The organism is Pseudalkalibacillus decolorationis (assembly GCF_024609785.1).
GTDB classification, from domain to species: Bacteria; Bacillota; Bacilli; order Bacillales; family Fictibacillaceae; genus Pseudalkalibacillus; species Pseudalkalibacillus decolorationis.
Map to the genome: position 1 here is coordinate 200,391 of NZ_JANHJQ010000005.1, position 18,479 is coordinate 218,869.

An 18,479-nucleotide genomic window follows, 5' to 3' on the forward strand; every position below is an offset into this window, starting at 1 on the left:
CCTCTTCACTTCATCATGAGCGTTAGGTTCCCAGCTGCAATCATCATCGTTACAGCGAGAAAGAACATAAAACATACAATCGACAATGCCGCAAAGATAAAGAAAACATTCTTACTAATGATGTTTAAGCACTGGATGATCGGTCCTCCCCCTAGTGGTTGAAGAACAGCTGCGGCAATTTGATAGATTAACGCAAGTGATAGAATCTTTAAAGCAGGAAAAGCACATATAAGTATTAGAATAACAACACCAGCTATACCGACAGTATTTTTGAGTAAAAGAGATGCACTCAACACTGTATCAGTAGCATCCGTAAACATCCGTCCTATGACTGGAATGAAATTACCTGTGATAAATTTTGCAGTTCGAATTGCGACTCCATCAGCTACTGCTGCTGTTGCACCTTGAACACTGATCACGCCTAGAAATACGGTAAAGAAAATTAGCATTGTTCCAATTCCAATTCCCCTTAAAAGGTTGGCAAGCTGGGTGACTTTGTAATGATCTGTTAACGTGCTGACAATACTTAACAAAGCGGATAGGAATAAGAGAGGTAGTACAAAATGCTGGATCAACAAGCCGCTCGTATTGACCAATAAAATGATGAAGGGATGAAAAAAGGCGACAGAAACGACACTTCCTGTGGATGCCATTAGTGCAAGAAGTAGCGGAATAAGCGCAATGATGAATGCATTCATATTTTGGATCGCTTCAACCGTATAAGAAGCCGCTACATGGAAGCTATTCAATGCAATGATGGAAAGAATCATATACACAATTCCATAAGCGACTTTACTCACTGCCTGGTGTTCAAACGCATTCTGCATCGTCTGCAGTAGCATACTAAACACGGTAAGCAAAATTAACATGCCTAGTAATTTCCCGTTGGTTAAGATTTCATGAAATAAATATTTAAGTAAGCCTTTTCCCCACTCCATTATCGAAAAATCTTTATCACTTTGGATAAATTCCAAAATGCTTCCTTTTTGGCTTTCTGGCAAAAACCCGCCATACTCACTTCGTATATCATCCCAGTAATCTCTTATATCCTGCAACTGTTCATCTTCAAGTGTGAGGGATGGATCTATGTCAGACTTTGTATTTGTTTCGGCCCAAACCATGTTCATGGGTTGTCCAAGGAAGCTGAAAAAAAGAACGAGTACCATTAACCAAACATATCGTTTAGATAGATCCGGACCTGTCATCCTTTCACCCCTAACTTGGCAACAGTGTTATTATCGTTTCAATCAAAACCGTAAGAATCGGAATTGCCATGACGAGAATCAATACTTTCCCTGCTAGTTCAATTTTGGCTGCAATCGCTCCTTGACCAGCATCCCTCGTAATTTGAGCTCCAAATTCAGCAATATAGGCAATTCCGATTATTTTCAAAATCGTTTCGACATAAACCATATTCAAGTTTGCATTCGTGGCTAGACGCTCTAACATAGCGATAACAGCCTGAATTTTTCCAATTAAAAATAAAAAGATTGAGGCACCGGCAAAAAGTATAAGCAGAAATGAAAATGCCGGTTTTTGTTCCTTAATGATGAGCGCTAGGAAAGTTGCGATTAAACAGAAGCCAACAATTTGAATGATCTCGATCGTAAGTCCCTCCTCAGCCCTGGAAGAGAAATACACCCCGTATTTGCTGGAACAAATCCTCAAGCAAGGTAATAACAATAAATAGAACAAGTACAAAACCTATCAAGGTTATCCAGTGAGCAATGTCTTCTTTTCCCATTTGTTTCAAAACTGTGTGCAACATTGCAACCACAATTCCGATACCCGCAATTTGAAAAATGGTATTCACATCGTACGGCATCCTGTTACGCTCCCCTCAGGCTAAATCAACAAAATGACAATTAATAAACCTGTTAAAAAACCCAAACTTTTGATCATCGTTTCATACCTGTGCTGTATATCAATTGCTTCACTTTCTTCACGTTCGAGATGGACGATGGCAAGCTTGATTTGTTTTTGTTGGTGATCCCGATCGTGACGCCCAAGCATCGAACCGAACTGCCTTAATACCTCAATCTCACCTTTTTGTAGTGCAGAATGTTTATGAATAACAACTAAGCTCTCCTCCCAAGCCTCACGGACTGAAGACTTACCTGATATCAGACCTGCTGAAAATTGTTCGAAAAACCAGGATAATGGTGGATCCAATTGTGTAGAAAGACGTGCACATGCTTCATTAAGTGGGGTCAGCCCATATACAATTTCTGCTTCTAATGATTGAAGAGCAACTTTCAATTGTCTTAACTGGCGCGGCCTTGCTTGCAATCGTTTTGCCCACTCAAATCCGATCCAAGTTGTCGCTAAAATAACGAAGATGGCACCGATCATTTTCATTCGAATTGTCGTTCCTGTCGGAAGGATAAAGGTTGAAAATTACTATCCAATACCCGTTGCACCCTGCCTGGTCCATTCGCTCTTGTTAATTCAACAAACCGATCGAAGAGCTTTATATCCACCAATTTTCTTAATGTTGGCCGTTTAAGGACGTTTTCAATACTGTAGCCATGTGCTGTCATTATCATTTGGACACCTGCATTCATTGCCTCAAGGATCGCTTCTGAATCTTCCGTTCTACCTATCTCATCAATAACAATCACATCAGGACTTAGACTTCGAATCATCATCATGACTCCCTCCGCCTTTGGACATGCGTCCAGTACATCAACCCGATTACCAAGATCATGTTGGGGGACTCCCTTAATCGAGCCTGCTATTTCTGAGCGCTCATCCACAATTCCTACCTTACAAGAAGGAATACCCCGTTCAGGTACACCGCAACTTATGGTTCGTGCAACATCTCTCAGCAAAGTTGTTTTCCCTGTTTGTGGTGGTCCAATTATTAATGTATTTAACCATCTTCGTTCAAACAAATAAGGAATGAGCGGATCAGCAATCCCCTTTTTCTGTCTAGCAATTCTTATGTTAAATGAACTTATGTCCCGAATAGCTTTGACTTGTCCTTTTTCCGTTATTACCTTACCCGCAAGGCCAACCCGATGCCCGCCTTGAAGTGTAATGTATCCACGTTTTAATTCTTCTTCAAAGGCATACAACGAGTACTGACTCAGTTTGTTCATTAACTGATTCGCATCCTCTGGTGTAACGATGTACTGCTCCAGTCCACGAGAACCTATATAATCGGGTTGACCGTTTCGGATAATTTCAAATGGTCGCTGAATTCGGATACGTAATTCTTCAACTTCATCTAAGAGTTTGCTTGGATAACTTTCAATTAAATGCTTGATTGATTCAGGCAGTATTTCAATAATTTTTCTCATAGAATCCCTGCTTTTCTAACTGGGCTTGTATTCTCAATGTATGCGCTAGAGCATGTTTTATGACTTCTACACAGTTGCGAAAATTATTTTAAGAATGCTAGTACAATAAAAAATACGCCAAGTCCAATCAACGCGAGTTTTTCGAATGTAATTTCGCCCGCTACCCCTACCAAACCTAGCGCCATCGTAGTCAAAAAAATACAAGGGCCAACAACTGCGAGTGACGCATTAATTACGATTGCTTTTTGAATTGAGTTAAAATAGAGCATTAGAAACGCAGCGGTAAATTCGAGCGTTGCTGATAATATTCTGAGACTAGCCATACCAGCAAGATAAGGGCCAAAATGATCAATAATGAACTTCATAAGATTTCCTCCACATTTTTAGTACAACCTATGTGGAAATGATAAGAAAAAGACTAGGAATAAACTTCTAGGGGAATTTTCATTCACATTGGTTCGAGGATGACCATTTTTTCTTGATGAATTATTCTTGATACGGATGAATTCAGATTTTTCCGGATGAATTATTCTCAACGCGGATGGATTCCAGATTTTCCGGATGAATTATTCTCAACGCGGACGAATTCTGGAAACTTGGGAAGAATTATTCTGAGAACAGCTGTTAAAACTGCATGTTTTCATTTTTATACTTTCTTAACGTGCAATGAAAAAACCCGAGTGGAGTATATTCACCTCCACTCGGGTTCATTTAACTAAAGCTTATAATATTCGTTACGCTCTGGACATATAGTCGCCGGAGCGCGTATCAATAATTAATACGTCTCCTTCATTTACGAAGAACGGCACTTGTACAGACAAGCCTGTTTCGAGGATAGCTGGTTTTGTTCCTCCAGAAGCTGTATCCCCTTTAATACCCGGCTCTGTTTCCGTTACTTTAAGGTTAACAGTATTCGGTAATTCTACCCCGATTGTTTCACTCTGGTACATTTGAACTTGAACCGTCATATTCTCGAGAAGGAATTTAAGTTCATACTCGATTTGTGAAGATTGCAGTTCCAATTGATCATACGTTTCAGTATCCATAAATGTATGAGTGTCACCTGAAGAATAGAGGTATTGCATACGACGGTTGTCGATGTGAGCTTTTGCAACTTTTTCTCCGCCCCGGAACGTCTTTTCCTGGATTGCTCCCGTTCTCAAATTACGTAGCTTAGAGCGAACAAACGCTGCACCTTTACCTGGCTTAACGTGTTGGAAATCGATAACAGACCAAATACCGCCATCAACTTCAATTGTTAGCCCTGTTTTAAAGTCATTTACTGAAATCATTGGATTCCCTCCTGATTTTACTCTCCTATAATGAGCAATTCTTTTGTTGATTTAGTGAGACGTTCATTACCGTTCTCTGTGAGTACGACATCGTCCTCGATCCGCACGCCACCAAGACCAGAAACATAAATTCCCGGCTCAACTGTAACGACCATGCCTGATTCAAGCCTTGTATCAACCTTACCTGATAGACCCGGTCCTTCATGAACATCCAATCCGATTCCGTGTCCTGTTGAGTGACCAAACTGTTCACCATAGCCTTTTTCTTTAATGTAATCTCTTGTAAGGGCATCGGCTTGTTTTCCAGTAATCCCAGGCTTCAATCCTTCAAGACCCTTTAACTGAGCATCGAGAACAATCTGGTAGATGTCTTTAAGTTGTTCTTTTGGCTCACCAATAGCAACGGTTCTCGTAATGTCAGAGCAATACCCGTTATAAAGAGCTCCAAAGTCCAATGTGACCATATCACCCTGTTCGATAATCTTGTTTGATGCTACACCATGTGGTAACGAAGAGCGAATACCTGATGCCACAATAATATCAAATGATGAGGAGGTCGCCCCATTTTTTCTCATGAAAAACTCTAATTCGTTTGAAACATCAATTTCGCGCAATCCAGGTTTGATAAACGATATAATATGTTCAAAGGTTTGATCAGCTAATTGAGCCGCATCTTTTAAAACTTGTAATTCACCTTCATCTTTTATAAGGCGGATCCTTTCAATGATACCTGAGGTTGGAACAAGTATTCCATCAATAGCTTGTTCGTAGGTTTGATGTACTGCATATGTAAGGTTGTCTTGTTCGAATCCAAGCTTACCAATCCCCATTAGTTTTGCTTGTTTGGCAACTTCGGAAGGTATCGAAGCAGTATGTTGAACAATATCAAACTCTTTAGCTTGTTCTGTTGCTTGATCCATATAGCGGAAGTCTGTGATAAGTTTTGCCTCTGTTCCAGAAATCAAAACGACACCAGAAGATCCGGTAAATTGACTTATATAACGACGATTACTCGTACTCGTGATCAAAATCCCATCAATATTTTGTTCATTAAATTCAGATCTAAGACGTTCAATTCGATTCAACATATTTTATTCCCCTCTCAAATAATGTAACAGCCCTTCCAGACCGAGTTCATAACCTTTGCTGCCCAATCCTGTGATCTGCCCGACGGCTACCTCTGCCAATACAGATGTGTGTCGGAATGATTCACGCGCATAAATGTTAGAAAGATGGATTTCAATAGTGGGAACCTGAACACTTGAAATTGCATCTCTAATGGCATAGCTGTAGTGGGTATAAGCACCAGCATTCAACAGCAAACCTGCACAATCGTTTTTAGCATCATGAATCCAGTCAATGATTTCTCCCTCATGATTGGACTGCCGATCGATGATTGTACAATTGAGTTGTTCTGCCTTCTCTTTGAGCGAAGATACAATATCAGCTAATGTTGTCTGTCCGTAAATTTCAGGCTCACGGCCACCAAGAAGATTTAAATTCGGGCCATTTATTACCATGATTTTCATTATGTAACCATCCTCTCAAAACCTATCTCTTACATCACAGATAAAGAGACAGCTATCATATAGTTAACCAAATAGCTTTTTATGCACGTAAAAAAACAGAATGCTCCATGGAACATTCTATCATAGCTCTTATTGTTTGAATAGTTATTGACTCTGGCTCTTATGCTGTTGTGCCTTGTCATTTTCATTGTATTCGAAGGAAATCGAAAACCCAACGAATAGACCATAAAGGACATATAAGCATATGGTCGTTGATAACGTATTTACTCCAAGTTCATGGATAGGCTTTAAACCTGGAAACATCGGTCTTAATAAATAAAATACGATTATCCATAATATAATCCCGAAAACAACGCCAGCTGCCATATGTTTGAACTTTGCAAATAAAATTTTGTAAACAAGGGCTACTCCCATCGATAATATACCAATGACAACAATGCCAATCCAATCTCCTAACGCTTGCTCTTTCCATTCCCCTATGGCCCAAGGCTCTAAGACAAATGACGGACGAATCTCCGTAAAGTTTAATACATAAGCTAAATAACCGATCAAACTCCAAAAAACACCACCTACAAAACCGACTGTCAAAACTCTTCCTGTAAAACTAACTGGCTCTTCTCGTTTATTTTGCTCAAGCTGTGCAGACTGATTATCCGTTTCCATTCTTGCACCTCCTGATTCTAGTATGTCCGACTGTTTAAATTTCTATTTAGTATAATGTCTTATTTTCGCAGCATACTATGTGTAAATAAAGAGGAAAAAGGGAAAGATAAAAACAGTTCATTCCATTGATTTACACGTTAAGAAAGTATAAAAATACTTTCTATAGTATAAGCGCAGCAAGGCTCAGCCAGTGCCAAAGGTTTGGCTGAACCAAGTTTTCTTTATTTGTCAAGTATCTTCTGAAATCTTAATGACAATAAGTCCACACATATAGAGGTTTCCTTCACTATCATGTAGAATAGAAAGTGAACGTAGATTGGTAACGAAGACATATCAATATTTTCTGGACATGTTGGACAGAATATAATTGAAGGCATATTAAAACTAGCTTTACTGCTATCTTACTTATACTTTATCTCTTTAATACCAGTCGTATTAGGAGTATCTTACGAAGTCTTACAGTCTACAAATAAGTTACGTAGCGTCCCGGTTCTTCGCTATCTTGGTTATCCAGGTTTATGGCTCCAGCTTCTTACTACAAAGAACCAGCTGCAGTTCATACGGAGGTCGCTATCTCATCATTTAATGAAATGAAGAGAAGAGATGAGCAATACGAGCAGATAGCTACTGAACAAACGAGTATGAAAGTTGTGTAAAGAAGAAAAAAGTCGCACGCAATCAGCCTTGTTGTACATATTTGTAAATAAAGGAGGTGAGTCTTGTTGTTTCTACGTAGATTTAATGTGATTATCATTTTGTTGTTGGGTCTCGCTGCTTTCGGGTTTGTAACATCCTTGATTACAAATCCAATGAGTATTCTCAAAATGATTGTAGTCTTCTTAGCAGTCGGGGCGATTTTCTACTTTCTCTATCGACGCTTTCTCGCAAAGCGGATGGGAAATATGTCAGGACAATTCCAGCAAGCGGCTCGCTATTCAAAGAAAAAGTATCAAACCCAATCTCGTAATGTCACAAAATCAAAGCCTACAACAAAATCCTCCTTTAAAACGAATCTTAAAAAAACCAAAAAGCGTCGTGATCATCTTACTGTAATTGAAGGTAAAAAGGGCAAGAAAAAAAATCGGGCATTATAAGCTCGATTTTTTTGATTTTATTTTCGTATAGATACCGAATCGATTACTGCGCCAATTTCTTAAAAATTTCTCTGTGTTCTCTTTTCCTATATTCGCGAGTTCATCAATTACTTGTTCTGATAGGTCGAAGTTAACCATCGAAATCTGCTTTACTGGGATAAAAACGATGTCAGTACTATGTGCTTCAGAGATATGCCGATTGTCATGAGCATCCATCATCGTATCAAAAAGCCCATGGAACAGAGAAATAGCATTGTTGATTTTATTCGGTTGTTGGTCAAATTGAGAAGGTCTAAGTTGGAAACCAATTACAGGACGTTTCGAGTTATTCTTTTTATCTTGAAATAACCAAATTGGAAAATTGCTCAATACTCCTCCATCGACGATATAATTTTTTTTACCCATATGATCGTAGATTTTGATCGGATCAAAAAAATAGGGAATACTGGCACTCATCCGAACCGCTTTGGCAATCTTGAACCGTTCAGGTAAAAGTCCATACCGTTCCAAATCATCTGGCAGCACGATCAATCGACCATTTGAAATATCCGAAGCAACAATTTTTAATGAGTCTTCAGGGACATCTGCAAAGGTTTTAATTCCTTTAGCAGCAAGTACTTCTTCAATCCAATCCTCCATTTTCTTCCCTTTATAAAGCCCTAATTTCCGATATAACGATAGCCATTTCATATATGGGAATGGAATTGAAAGACGTCTCGGATCAAGAAATTCTTTTAGATCTACATCATGGATCAATTGTTTTATATCTGTTGAATTATACCCTGCCGATATGAGTGCGGCGAAAATTGCACCCGCGCTCGTTCCCGCTGTTCTTTTAAAGCACATTCCTTGAGCTTCGGCCACTTGCAATGCCCCAACAAACGCAATTGCCTTCACACCACCACCTGAAAAAACACCATCGATTTCCATAACACACCCCCCTTTATATATGTATAAAGGAGGAATGTATTTCAGTATTAGGAATTTACCTTCCCTAGCCCGATCGCTAAATGCTCCCAAAGAATTTCTTCAACTAATTGAGCCTGTTCTTCCTCACAATCAACTATGAGTATGACTTCAGAATGCTTACCACGTCGTAGAAGGTTTTGCTTTTTCTTAACTACTTTTAAAACGAATAACTTTATTCCTAATCCTAAAATAAAACCACTAACAGCACCAATTAAACCCCAAAAGATCGGACCCCAAGCCAAAATAAATCCAACACTTGCACCAATCACTGAAAACCCAGTAGCTAATGCCATGGCCACGTCAACAAGTGAAACTCCATCCGAACGATGAAGTGTATCAAAAAGTTTCCGCTCTTCCCGGCGGTTGTCGAGTGGAACTGCAAATATATTCTCTTTTTTTATTCCCTTTTGTTCTAATAAAGAAATTGCCAATTCTAAATAGCCTGAGTTTTCAAAGGTTGAGAATATCTGCATTGCCTTCACTCCGCTTTTTCTCTATTTAAGATCTTGAAATGTGGGTTTTGATAATTCGCTTCTAAGAAGTTACGTTGATCATTTTCATACAGTTTATTATTTTCAACCGTATTCACATAGGCATCATAAGCCGCAAAACCAAAAACAGATGGAAAGAAGAGAAACCATTCACTATTTAATACAGACGTGGCTTGTTCTACTTTTCCTATAAAAAGTAACGATACGGCTTCGAGACCGTGAGAAAAGTAGAAAAAGATAACAGCCCATACAATCAAATAAGTTGCAGTAACAATTCTATGTACGTAAAGTTGGCCTAAACCAGGCATAAATAGGGACCACATCATTGCTGTTGAGGGCTTCAGCTTATCCAAATAATTAATTTCCATAGCTCCAATACTAAATGTATTAAATCGATGGTTCTCCCGTTCTGCCAAAAGGTACATTCTATTTAAATCAACCGTTGATCGATAACTATCCCATATAGCAAATAAATAAACAGGAATATAAATGAGTAACCATCTTGTATCCAATGCGTCCTTTGCCAATTCAATTTCACCTTGAAAAGAATAGATCATAGCTACGTTTACATTGGCGAACACATTTATAATGACTTCCCATGTAAAAAGGACAAATCCACGAAGATATTTTGATAAGAGCAAGTGGCCAAACCCTGGAAAAGCCGCTGACCACCAACCGACAATATAAGGATTTCTTAAATGCAGTTGAGTGGTTCCGAGTATACTTACATGAGCCTTATAGCGTCTCGCTGTATTGTTGTTTGTATAGTTGTCCACACGAATTCTCCTATATAAAGAAAGTAACGATATGTTTCCCCTCGTTTAAACAAATTATGATGATAGCCGAGACGAAGAGAATTCATGGTAGTATTTGATGGAAGATGAGTTTATTTGATAATGGAGGTCCATGAGGAAACGTTATTTATTAAAAATTGATCAGAAAATACATTGACGGTGGTAGAGTAAAAGTTCTTTTTAATTTGGCACATATTCATTTATTTATCCAAAATAAGACTGGTTCTAAGGAGAATCGATGAATAAAAGATGGGTAATGAAGGTTAATATAAAACATGGAATACTGTGATAAGAGTACGAAAATACAAAGGTAGACAACAACGATAAGGAGGAATCCTTGATGGAAGCCGATCATAACCCCAAACTAACAGCGTCTGAAGTCTCAAGCCTCTGGGCAACTTTCCAGACCAGTACAATGATGAATTGTGGTGTGAAATATTTTTTAGAAACCGTTGAAGATGAAGAAATTCGTTCGGTTTTGGAATTTGCTTCAGATTTTATTGGAGATCGGATTCAAACGATTACTCAACTATTTCATGAAGAACAATATCCGATACCAGTAGGTTTTACCGATGACGATGTCAATACAAATGCCCCTCGCTTATTTTCCGATATAATGATTCTGCAATATATGATGAATATGGGTAAGTTTAGCCACACGGGAGAAAGTATTTTATATTCCTTTTCAACAAGGGATGATATTGCTGCTTTCTATTATCAATGCTTAGCCGATGCGAAAGAACTTGCTAACAGAGCGAGAAAGGTTTCCTTAAAAAAAGGTGTACTCGTCCGAGCTCCATACCTCCCGAGGCCTCACGGCGTTGATTTCGTGAATAAACAGAGCTTCCTCACAGGATGGTTCGGTAATCGCCGCCCATTACTCGGTATTGAAATCTCAAATCTTTTCTATAATGCTGAACGAAATGCACTTGGTCATGCGCTAACTATCGGATTCAGCCAAGTCGTTGGATCAAAAGAGGTTCGAAAATACATGGAGAGGGGTAAAGAAATATCGGCAAAACACTTTGAGGTTTTCAGTTCGGTTTTACAGGAAGAAAACCTATCAACTGCTAATAGTGTAGCATCAGAAGTCACCGATTCGACTGTCTCTCCATTTTCAGATAAGTTAATGATGTTCCATGTTAGTGTTCTTGTCGCTTCAGGAATTGCCCAGTACGGAGCGGGAATATCTGCTAGTCCGAGACGGGATTTGGGAGCTATGTATACACGTTTAATGGCTGAAACGGGTAAGTATTCTGAAGATGGAGCAAATATTATGATTGATAATGGATGGCTTGAGCAGCCACCCCAAGCTGCAGATCGTGAATCATTAGCTAGAAATGAGTAAGACATGGAATCTTATACTTTTTTACGATGTGGGATGCGTTCAAAGACGCTGGAGGAGGGCAAAATCCTTATGCTTTCCTTCCTATTGCAGTTTCGGCCGATTTGGTAACCCTAGGATTAATTTTTTTGGAACACCTTATTCGATGTATTGTTGGGACCCGTTTGGTTACTGATCCTTTTTGTAATACCGGGGATAATTATAGGTTCCTCTGTTCGATTTATTAAATTTCATAAAGAAAACTTGGCGATCGCCTTAGTTACACTTATACTATAGAAAGTATTTTTATACTTTCTTTACGTGAAACTAAAAAACAACCACAACAAAGTTATGATTGCTCTTCTTCTTCTTCATTTTTTCTTTGTACTTCCCGAAGATTACTGACTCGGCTTCCATCTTCCTCGAAATATTGAACAAGGTCTCCGATTCGGTCAATCGCATTCCAGCTTAAATGGTGCTCGATACCCTCTACATCGTCGTAGATTCTTTCATCATCCACTCCAATGACCTGCAGAAATTGTTCAAGTAGTTCGTGGCGGAAAACTAAACGCTTTCCTAATTTTTTACCATTAGGGGTCAGTACGAATCCACGATATTTTTCATAAACAACATATTTCCCTTTGTCTAATTTTTGGACCATTTTTGTTACCGAAGATGGGTGTACTTCTAATGCTTCAGCAATATCAGATACTCTGGCATACCCTTTGTCTTCGATTAGTTGGTAGATCCGTTCAATATAATCCTCCATACTTGGAGTTGGCATTGTTTCCCCTCCAATACTGCAGATCCTGTTTTCAAAGGGTTCACAGAATCAAAACATACTAAAAGGATACAACATTAATCATAAGGTGACAAGAGAACCCATCTTTTAAGAAAAGACTCAATTTATCTTCAAGACATAGTAACTATAGATATAAGTTCGAATGTTTCTTCTATTACTCCTTGCCCCATCATTCAATTAACGTATTTCACATCCAATTAACACACCAATTTTCGTTCTACCTCATACATTTCAAATTTCTCCTCGGGTAACGTCTTATAATCACTCTCTTAGCAGATTTCGTAAACCAACGTTGAATAGTTCATAAGTTATGTTAGAAAAATATTTATGTGGAATTGCTGTGTAGTTCTTGAAAACAAATATTTTACCATTATGGCTTACTGGGAAAGCATATATATAATGAAATCTTCTTTTATATTGGATTTGCTATGTCTCTTTCGGTGGCATGGGTATTCACATAAACTAATAAGATTTGATAACTGATTCGCATTTCTCCAATCACCATTAAAATCTCTAAATGGAATTATATGATGGACTGATAACTCTTGTCCATATAGTTCTTCGGTTATCCCACAATCTTGGCACTTAAAATCATCCCTTTTCCGAGCCTTTTTCCTTTGTTGCCTCCAATTCAATCCGTAATAACCTGGATCCCCTCCTTTCCAAGTACCACTTTTAGGACCAGAAAATGCATCTGTTTTTGAATAATATTCTGCCATACAAAATTGATTACAGAAATTCCACTGTTTAATTATTGATGGTTTTCTTTCTAAACGTTGATTACAGTTTGTACAGTTCACCTTTACTCTTTTGCTATATTGAACACTTCCCCTTTTACCGTTCGCAATTCCAACACATTTTTTTGAACAATACTTTGCGGTCAACTTTCTTGATTCTATAACTTCAAAAGTTGAACTACAGATTTCACAATTGATATGTATTCGTTTTCTTAGATTTTGATTAGGTTTATTCATTCGTAAATATTCATATAAACATACCCTACTACAATAGTTCTTTTCACCAGTAGAGCTCGGTTTTCTTAATATTTTTTTGTTACAGTTTGTACAGTTAACATTCGTCTTTTTAGACAATCTACTCCATGATTCAGGTGGGTGTTTTCTTAAGTACGTTGTTTTACAGACCCGTGAACAATACTTCTTTCTATTATAATGACTAGGCTTAACTCTTATTTCTTTTCCGCATTCAATACAAACTTTTATCATCATTTACCCCCCTCGTATTTAATTACACGAACAAACGTTCCATAAATCAACATTTATGTAGTTAAATGGAGTAAAAAAAAGACCGAGTAATTAAACCCGGCCTGTTAACTATTTTAAATTCCACACTTAAGCTGTGCATTACAGTTTGTACATGTATTACAACCGCCGATTTCTTTTACTTGACCTTTTCGGCAAACTGGACAAGTGTTTCCGACTTCGTTTCCAATTGTAACATCGGTTGAACGTAAATCGGCAATCGTGTCAACGAGTACCACCTTCTGCGGTTCATCGTTATTTGTTTCTTCCTCATCATCAAAGGTGTTGTCCTCTGCCTTCAGAGTAAGAACCTGAGAGTCACGGCTTCCATCTACATAAACGGTTCCGCCTTTAGCCCCACCATTGTACAGACGTTCGTATACGGCTTGAACCTGTTCGACTGTATATCCTTTTGGAGCATTGACTGTCTTACTTATTGAACTGTCAATCCAATTTTGAATAACACATTGTGTATCAGCATGGGCTTCTGGTGCAAGTTCCATAGCGGAAATGAACCATTCAGGAAGATCATTTGCATCTACATCAGGGTTTCGCTTTAGATATTCGTTTACGATGTCTGCCTTTACTTCGATAAACTTTCCAAGACGTCCACTTCGGAAATAAGAAAATGAGAAGTAAGGCTCAAGTCCTGTACTCACACCAACCATCGTCCCTGTACTCACGTTTGTTACTCCCTGCTTTTGCAGGTGGAGGGATTATTAGCACCCTCTCCACATGTCGCCATATGGGTCAGACTATATCATCAACCAGTATTGTTACTGGTGCTCAGCGTGTAGTCGTTGAGGGGTCAGCCACGACTTCCCTGCGGATCGTCTGCACCTTTTACTTTTTACCTTATCGTGTTGGCAAGACACAGGTACAAAAGGATACTCAGAGTTTCCCGCATATAGCTAAGTTTACCTACACTTTTACAAATATAGGGGGCAATCATTTACCCGTAGGAGCAACAGTTAAAAGGTGTGAATTTCTTATTCCATATTCTAAAATTCCTTGACGTACATCTTCCGGCATTTTCTTCATGTAGCCTGTATTAATATAAGCTTCACGGAGTTCTTTCGTTTCGTTATCCGTTTCTCCAACTAAGAAAGGGAAGCTTCCTTTTTCTTTCGCTAATTCTACAGATTCCCGATAAGCTGTTGTAGCAATCGTTTCAAAGATTTCATCTACAAGCTTATTTCCTTCTTCGGAACCATATACAGTATCACAATAAATCAGTAAGTCGTGAAGCCCCATTACGCCAAGGCCAACACGGCGTTCCCCAAGTGCTTGTATACGGTTTTTCTCTAAAAAGTATGGTGTTGCATCAATGACGTTATCTTGTAAACGTACACCGGTTCTTACCGTTTGTTTCAACTTGTCAAAATCAACTTGTTTACTTTCTTTGTCTGCAACATTAGCAAGGTTTACTGCCGCTAAGTTACACACAGAATAGGGTGCAAGTGGCTGTTCCCCACATGGATTCGTTGCTACAACCTTCTGGCCATAGGCTTTGGCGTTTGTCATTTCATTCGCATTATCAATAAAGAAAATCCCAGGTTCAGCTGAGTATGTTGCACATACATTGATCAGGTTCCAAAGTTCACGAGCCTTAATTCTCTTGTAAACACGGATACCATATCCTTGTGCTTCCCATTCGCGAACATCACCAGATTCTTGCCATTTCTTGTTGTATTCAAGCATTTCTTCAAATGTATAGTTTTCAACATCTGGAAAGCGTAGTTCATATTCTGCATCATTTTCTACCGCTTCCATAAATTCTTTCGTTATACACACCGAAATGTTTGCCCCTGTTAGAAACTCTGAGTTGTGGACAGTGTAAGTTCCACCAGTATTGAGCTTTTGCTCAGCTTCTTTAATTCCTTTTTCCGTAAAACCACCCTGGCCTGGAATCGTTTTATAGTTAACGATGCTTTGGTACATATCGCGCTCGGTTTCACTTAGTGGTGTAAACTTCAGCTTATCCTGAGCCAATTGTTTAATGGTTTCGTCCTCTGTATTTTCAACAAGGTAACGTAGTATTCTTGGGTTTTGCATTTTTGAAGTAATGAATTCAATAATATCAGGATGCCACGTTCTCTACCGTCCTTTTCAGGATACTTTAACTCTGCTATTCGCAGACGGCCTAGACTATATCATCACCCTCAGCTTTACCTGTTAGGGGCCGGGTGCTTCGAAGATCTTAAGATCCCCTACTCTACTCCCTTGACAGTATTTTAGTCAGGTTTCGATAGTCGTTGAACCTTCACCATTTAAGGTGCTCGGCTGCTGATTATCCAATTCAATCAATTTTCAGCATTCACGCTCACCGTTTCCAGTCACGTTGTAGCTTGATGACTATAAGGACTTTTCAGCAATTCACCCGATTTCCTAGTCATTCATTGTCTGAACAACGCGGACTAGTATTCTTAATCCGCTAACATTATCATTTGTGCTCCACGCAATATTGTTACTCCTCGGTATGAGGGGCCAGGTCATTTCTGCCTGACTCTTATGCTTTTACATAAGATCGGACTATATCATCAAGAAATTGAATTAATTAATTTAAACACCTTTTCTTTTCGTTCTAATCGTAAATGACCGGTATCTTCGGCATACATTTTTTGATAAAGGGTTTGTAAAGTTTTTATACTAGACATTTCAAAACTTACACAACCTATTTTTTCATATATAGCTTTTTTAGGAGGTAGGATATTTTCAGACTTTAAAAAATTTATGATCTGGACCATCATGGGTTTATTTCCTGTAAGTGTGAACTTTACCTTATCATACCCGTATCTCTTGTACTTTCGAATGTGACCATCTGCATCAAAGAAGCCTCTTAAAAATGCCCATTTGCAATTTGTTGATAGCCAAAAAGGGAATATTTCTTTTCCTGTTTTTTTAGGTACAATTCCATACTTTGAAAGGTCATTACAAATCTTTGTACAACTCACTGTTAAGCAGATTTTGTCTTGTTCACTTTCTACAGAGGCCATTCGAATTTTCAATAATCCTACCATATTCATGTAGATGGCCATATCTTTTAATATTTGCTTATCTGATATTGCAATTGATATAGCTAATCTTTTGGATTTAGATCTATCATGAATACAGCCATCTCCCATTATAAAGCCCACTATATATGCAAGGTTTGGGTCCATTGTATTTTCGAAAATATCCTCGTCATATGCATATATTTTCGACTTTAACTTCCCTGCCTCACCTGGTTGTCGCGGCGAAAAAAAGTTTTGTTCCTTATTCCATCTAAGGATAGTACCACGACTAATTTTCAGAACCTTTGAAATGTCTACCTGACTTAGCCCTTTATCATGAAGGTGTTTAATTTCTTTCATCAACAATTCCTTGTCCCGCGCCTCGAAAGGACATTTTTTGTTCTTTCGATTTACTTGCACCTTATTTTCCATTTAATAACCTCCGAAAAATTATTTCTTGGAAAAGGTAGGTGCTTTCAATAGTCTCTGAACGTTCATCTTAGTTTCCCAAGACACTTCGCTGCTGATTGCCCATTATAATCCTTGAAATTTTTGAGCATTCACGCTCGTTGTCGCCAACCACGTTGTAGCTTTCAAGGCTTTAGGGTGTTCCAGCAATTCACGGGATTAAGTCGCCATGGTGTTAACGACTTCCCCCTTGCTCAACAAGGTGAGTAAGCTTCGCAATATCATCTAGCCATGAAACTGAACCAGATGACTTTCCATTTACGCCTTTTGCTAATGTGTTCCGTGGGCGTAGTGTTGATCCATTTGTTCCAACTCCACCGCCGCGGCTCATAATCTCCATTACTTGCTTCCGATGATCGGATATACCTTCGCGAGAATCCTCAACGAAAGGCATGACGTAACAGTTGAAATAAGTAACCTCTGTCGCTGCTCCCGCTCCGTATAGTACACGTCCAGCAGGTACAAAGTTCAAATTAACCAACTCATGATAGAAACGTTCAAAGGATTCTTGACGCTTTTCTTCTGTCGTTTCAACCGATGCAAGGCCAGTCGCATTCCTTTTAGCAATTTGCTCGTAATAGACTTCCAACGGCTTATCGATGATATCAAGGGAACGTTTTACCACACCCGTTTCTACCTCACCTGGCCTGTCTAAAACACCTCTATACTCCTCGTCCACTTTTACCTCTGCGATATTCTGCTCTCGGTCGATTCTAACGATGTAACCAAGACCCCTTGCAGGGAACTTTGGATCATCTTTTACGGTAAGGACAACAAAATCCCCTTCTCGTAATGTTTTCTTCTCAGTATCCTTGAAAGAATACCGATCCAACATGACCAATCTTGATACCCCTTTGTGTGTCGTATGCATATCCGAGGTAATTGCATGCACCTGTTCGAATTTGTCAATGTCTTCATTTAATTGATCGATGTTAATTGATTGTCTTTCTTCCCCTGTCACAATTGCCATACAGGATCCTCCTCATCAAAAGATCGTTTTTTGTTTTTTATAGTAAGTTGTTTATCTATTAGGTTACCCAAATAGTAGCATAAAAAAACACCAAATATCAATATATAGTGTACATTATTTTAAAATAATACAATATATTGTGTAAGAGAACGAACTATTATAAATTTGTCAAAATCAAAAACAGATAAGAAATGTAGAAAATTGAAGGAAAATGTACAATTTTATCAACTAATCATCTGAAAAGGTTATTTTTCTTCATTGATAAAATGATTAACTTTTGAACCACTTGTCATTCCTCGTCTTTTATTTCACTGTTCGAAAAGGGCTAACTAAAAAAATTAAGAAAACTTGGCGATCGCCATAGTTGCACTGATATGAACGAAACTGTCAAGCCCCGCCAACTTTTGGGCAACCTTAACTAAGAGTGCACTTTTTGGTGTTCTCTTAACGTCTATTTGTACTCCATATGGCTCTTTACGTGAGCAGGATAAGCGCACGGCACGAAGGCAAAGATCTCTACATCGGTCAA

Annotated in this window: 19 protein-coding genes and 4 pseudogenes; 4 read left to right on the top strand and 19 right to left on the bottom strand. The window is 38.6% G+C overall.

Annotated features, from left to right (window positions below; translation table 11 throughout):
• Nucleotides 1-5: 5 nt before the first annotated feature.
• From spoIIIAE to NON16_RS06920, 10 genes are all read right to left on the bottom strand, one after another.
• Nucleotides 6-1,205 (bottom strand): stage III sporulation protein AE, encoded by a 1,200-nt coding sequence (gene spoIIIAE / locus NON16_RS06875; RefSeq protein ID WP_257348031.1) that lies wholly within the window; start codon nucleotides 1,203-1,205, stop codon nucleotides 6-8.
• Between the two features lie 10 nt (nucleotides 1,206-1,215).
• Nucleotides 1,216-1,605: a stage III sporulation protein AD gene (spoIIIAD, locus tag NON16_RS06880; RefSeq protein ID WP_257348071.1), complete on the bottom strand. Its 390-nt coding sequence runs from the start codon at nucleotides 1,603-1,605 to the stop codon at nucleotides 1,216-1,218.
• Nucleotides 1,606-1,618: 13 nt separating this feature from the next.
• The gene (gene spoIIIAC, locus NON16_RS06885) at nucleotides 1,619-1,825 is read right to left on the bottom strand and encodes a stage III sporulation protein AC (protein ID WP_257348032.1); all 207 of its coding nucleotides are present in this window, start codon (nucleotides 1,823-1,825) and stop codon (nucleotides 1,619-1,621) included.
• Nucleotides 1,826-1,845: 20 nt separating this feature from the next.
• Nucleotides 1,846-2,358, bottom strand: a complete 513-nt coding sequence (spoIIIAB, locus tag NON16_RS06890; RefSeq protein ID WP_257348033.1) for a stage III sporulation protein SpoIIIAB — start codon at nucleotides 2,356-2,358, stop codon at nucleotides 1,846-1,848.
• On the bottom strand, nucleotides 2,355-3,302 hold the full coding sequence (spoIIIAA, locus tag NON16_RS06895) for a stage III sporulation protein AA (RefSeq protein ID WP_257348034.1): 948 nt from the start codon (nucleotides 3,300-3,302) through the stop codon (nucleotides 2,355-2,357). Before spoIIIAA ends, spoIIIAB begins: the two co-directional genes overlap by 4 nt.
• An 83-nt stretch (nucleotides 3,303-3,385) precedes the next feature.
• Nucleotides 3,386-3,667, bottom strand: a complete 282-nt coding sequence (locus NON16_RS06900; protein WP_257348036.1) for a YqhV family protein — start codon at nucleotides 3,665-3,667, stop codon at nucleotides 3,386-3,388.
• 369 nt (nucleotides 3,668-4,036) lie between these two features.
• Nucleotides 4,037-4,594 (bottom strand): elongation factor P, encoded by a 558-nt coding sequence (gene efp / locus NON16_RS06905; protein ID WP_257348040.1) that lies wholly within the window; start codon nucleotides 4,592-4,594, stop codon nucleotides 4,037-4,039.
• A 17-nt stretch (nucleotides 4,595-4,611) separates the two neighbouring features.
• Entirely contained in the window at nucleotides 4,612-5,679 is a 1,068-nt protein-coding gene (locus NON16_RS06910) for a M24 family metallopeptidase (RefSeq protein ID WP_257348072.1), read from the bottom strand.
• A gap of 6 nt (nucleotides 5,680-5,685) precedes the next feature.
• Entirely contained in the window at nucleotides 5,686-6,126 is a 441-nt protein-coding gene (aroQ, locus tag NON16_RS06915) for a type II 3-dehydroquinate dehydratase (protein WP_257348073.1), read from the bottom strand.
• Nucleotides 6,127-6,267: 141 nt separating this feature from the next.
• Nucleotides 6,268-6,786 (bottom strand): YqhR family membrane protein, encoded by a 519-nt coding sequence (locus NON16_RS06920; protein ID WP_257348042.1) that lies wholly within the window; start codon nucleotides 6,784-6,786, stop codon nucleotides 6,268-6,270.
• Nucleotides 6,787-7,200: 414 nt separating this feature from the next.
• On the opposite strand from NON16_RS06920, the pseudogene NON16_RS06925 reads away from it, so the two are divergent.
• Together NON16_RS06925 and NON16_RS06930 are read left to right on the top strand one after the other, a co-directional pair.
• Nucleotides 7,201-7,442, top strand: a pseudogene (locus NON16_RS06925) (DUF1385 domain-containing protein); the annotation flags it as partial.
• Nucleotides 7,443-7,508: 66 nt separating this feature from the next.
• Nucleotides 7,509-7,880 carry an SA1362 family protein gene (locus tag NON16_RS06930; RefSeq protein WP_257348043.1) on the top strand — a complete coding sequence of 124 codons (372 nt, stop codon included), beginning with the start codon at nucleotides 7,509-7,511 and terminating at the stop codon, nucleotides 7,878-7,880.
• Here NON16_RS06930 and NON16_RS06935 read toward each other — a convergent pair.
• From NON16_RS06935 to NON16_RS06945, 3 genes are read right to left on the bottom strand one after another with little or no spacing between them, the layout of a single operon-like run.
• Nucleotides 7,875-8,810, bottom strand: coding sequence for a patatin-like phospholipase family protein (locus tag NON16_RS06935; protein ID WP_257348044.1), 936 nt, complete (start codon nucleotides 8,808-8,810; stop codon nucleotides 7,875-7,877). The two genes, NON16_RS06930 and NON16_RS06935, sit on opposite strands and share 6 nt — an antisense overlap.
• A 47-nt stretch (nucleotides 8,811-8,857) precedes the next feature.
• Nucleotides 8,858-9,322: a hypothetical protein gene (locus NON16_RS06940; protein WP_257348045.1), complete on the bottom strand. Its 465-nt coding sequence runs from the start codon at nucleotides 9,320-9,322 to the stop codon at nucleotides 8,858-8,860.
• A gap of 5 nt (nucleotides 9,323-9,327) precedes the next feature.
• The gene (locus NON16_RS06945; RefSeq protein WP_257348046.1) at nucleotides 9,328-10,116 is read right to left on the bottom strand and encodes a hypothetical protein; all 789 of its coding nucleotides are present in this window, start codon (nucleotides 10,114-10,116) and stop codon (nucleotides 9,328-9,330) included.
• A 358-nt stretch (nucleotides 10,117-10,474) separates the two neighbouring features.
• On the opposite strand from NON16_RS06945, the gene NON16_RS06950 reads away from it, so the two are divergent.
• Together NON16_RS06950 and NON16_RS06955 are read left to right on the top strand one after the other, a co-directional pair.
• The gene (locus NON16_RS06950) at nucleotides 10,475-11,482 is read left to right on the top strand and encodes a DUF3231 family protein (RefSeq protein ID WP_257348048.1); all 1,008 of its coding nucleotides are present in this window, start codon (nucleotides 10,475-10,477) and stop codon (nucleotides 11,480-11,482) included.
• 11 nt (nucleotides 11,483-11,493) lie between these two features.
• Nucleotides 11,494-11,755: pseudogene (locus NON16_RS06955) on the top strand (hypothetical protein); the annotation flags it as partial.
• Between the two features lie 52 nt (nucleotides 11,756-11,807).
• Here NON16_RS06955 and mntR read toward each other — a convergent pair.
• From mntR to NON16_RS06990, 6 genes and pseudogenes are all read right to left on the bottom strand, one after another.
• Nucleotides 11,808-12,242 (bottom strand): transcriptional regulator MntR, encoded by a 435-nt coding sequence (mntR, locus tag NON16_RS06960; protein ID WP_257348050.1) that lies wholly within the window; start codon nucleotides 12,240-12,242, stop codon nucleotides 11,808-11,810.
• A gap of 395 nt (nucleotides 12,243-12,637) precedes the next feature.
• On the bottom strand, nucleotides 12,638-13,486 hold the full coding sequence (locus NON16_RS06965) for an HNH endonuclease (protein WP_257348052.1): 849 nt from the start codon (nucleotides 13,484-13,486) through the stop codon (nucleotides 12,638-12,640).
• Nucleotides 13,487-13,596: 110 nt separating this feature from the next.
• Nucleotides 13,597-15,598 (bottom strand): annotated as a pseudogene (locus NON16_RS25605) (hypothetical protein).
• Nucleotides 15,599-16,059: 461 nt separating this feature from the next.
• Entirely contained in the window at nucleotides 16,060-16,944 is an 885-nt protein-coding gene (locus NON16_RS06980) for an LAGLIDADG family homing endonuclease (protein WP_257348053.1), read from the bottom strand.
• Nucleotides 16,945-17,158: 214 nt separating this feature from the next.
• Nucleotides 17,159-17,950 (bottom strand): annotated as a pseudogene (locus NON16_RS06985) (ribonucleotide reductase N-terminal alpha domain-containing protein); the annotation flags it as partial.
• Between the two features lie 338 nt (nucleotides 17,951-18,288).
• On the bottom strand, nucleotides 18,289-18,479 hold a 191-nt coding region (locus NON16_RS06990; protein ID WP_257348055.1), incomplete at its 5' end, for a hypothetical protein.

Excerpts from the sequence above, each read along its gene's own strand:
- NON16_RS06920 (WP_257348042.1), bottom strand. The coding sequence starts at position 6,786 with ATGGAAACGGATAATCAGTCTGCACAGCTTGAGCAAAATAAACGAGAA.
- spoIIIAA (WP_257348034.1), bottom strand. The coding sequence starts at position 3,302 with ATGAGAAAAATTATTGAAATACTGCCTGAATCAATCAAGCATTTAATT.
- spoIIIAE (WP_257348031.1), bottom strand. The coding sequence starts at position 1,205 with ATGACAGGTCCGGATCTATCTAAACGATATGTTTGGTTAATGGTACTC.
- NON16_RS06900 (WP_257348036.1), bottom strand. The coding sequence starts at position 3,667 with ATGAAGTTCATTATTGATCATTTTGGCCCTTATCTTGCTGGTATGGCT.
- efp (WP_257348040.1), bottom strand. The coding sequence starts at position 4,594 with ATGATTTCAGTAAATGACTTTAAAACAGGGCTAACAATTGAAGTTGAT.
- NON16_RS06940 (WP_257348045.1), bottom strand. The coding sequence starts at position 9,322 with ATGCAGATATTCTCAACCTTTGAAAACTCAGGCTATTTAGAATTGGCA.
- NON16_RS06935 (WP_257348044.1), bottom strand. The coding sequence starts at position 8,810 with ATGGAAATCGATGGTGTTTTTTCAGGTGGTGGTGTGAAGGCAATTGCG.
- NON16_RS06965 (WP_257348052.1), bottom strand. The coding sequence starts at position 13,486 with ATGATGATAAAAGTTTGTATTGAATGCGGAAAAGAAATAAGAGTTAAG.
- mntR (WP_257348050.1), bottom strand. The coding sequence starts at position 12,242 with ATGCCAACTCCAAGTATGGAGGATTATATTGAACGGATCTACCAACTA.
- NON16_RS06950 (WP_257348048.1), top strand. The coding sequence starts at position 10,475 with ATGGAAGCCGATCATAACCCCAAACTAACAGCGTCTGAAGTCTCAAGC.
- spoIIIAB (WP_257348033.1), bottom strand. The coding sequence starts at position 2,358 with ATGAAAATGATCGGTGCCATCTTCGTTATTTTAGCGACAACTTGGATC.
- NON16_RS06980 (WP_257348053.1), bottom strand. The coding sequence starts at position 16,944 with ATGGAAAATAAGGTGCAAGTAAATCGAAAGAACAAAAAATGTCCTTTC.
- spoIIIAC (WP_257348032.1), bottom strand. The coding sequence starts at position 1,825 with ATGCCGTACGATGTGAATACCATTTTTCAAATTGCGGGTATCGGAATT.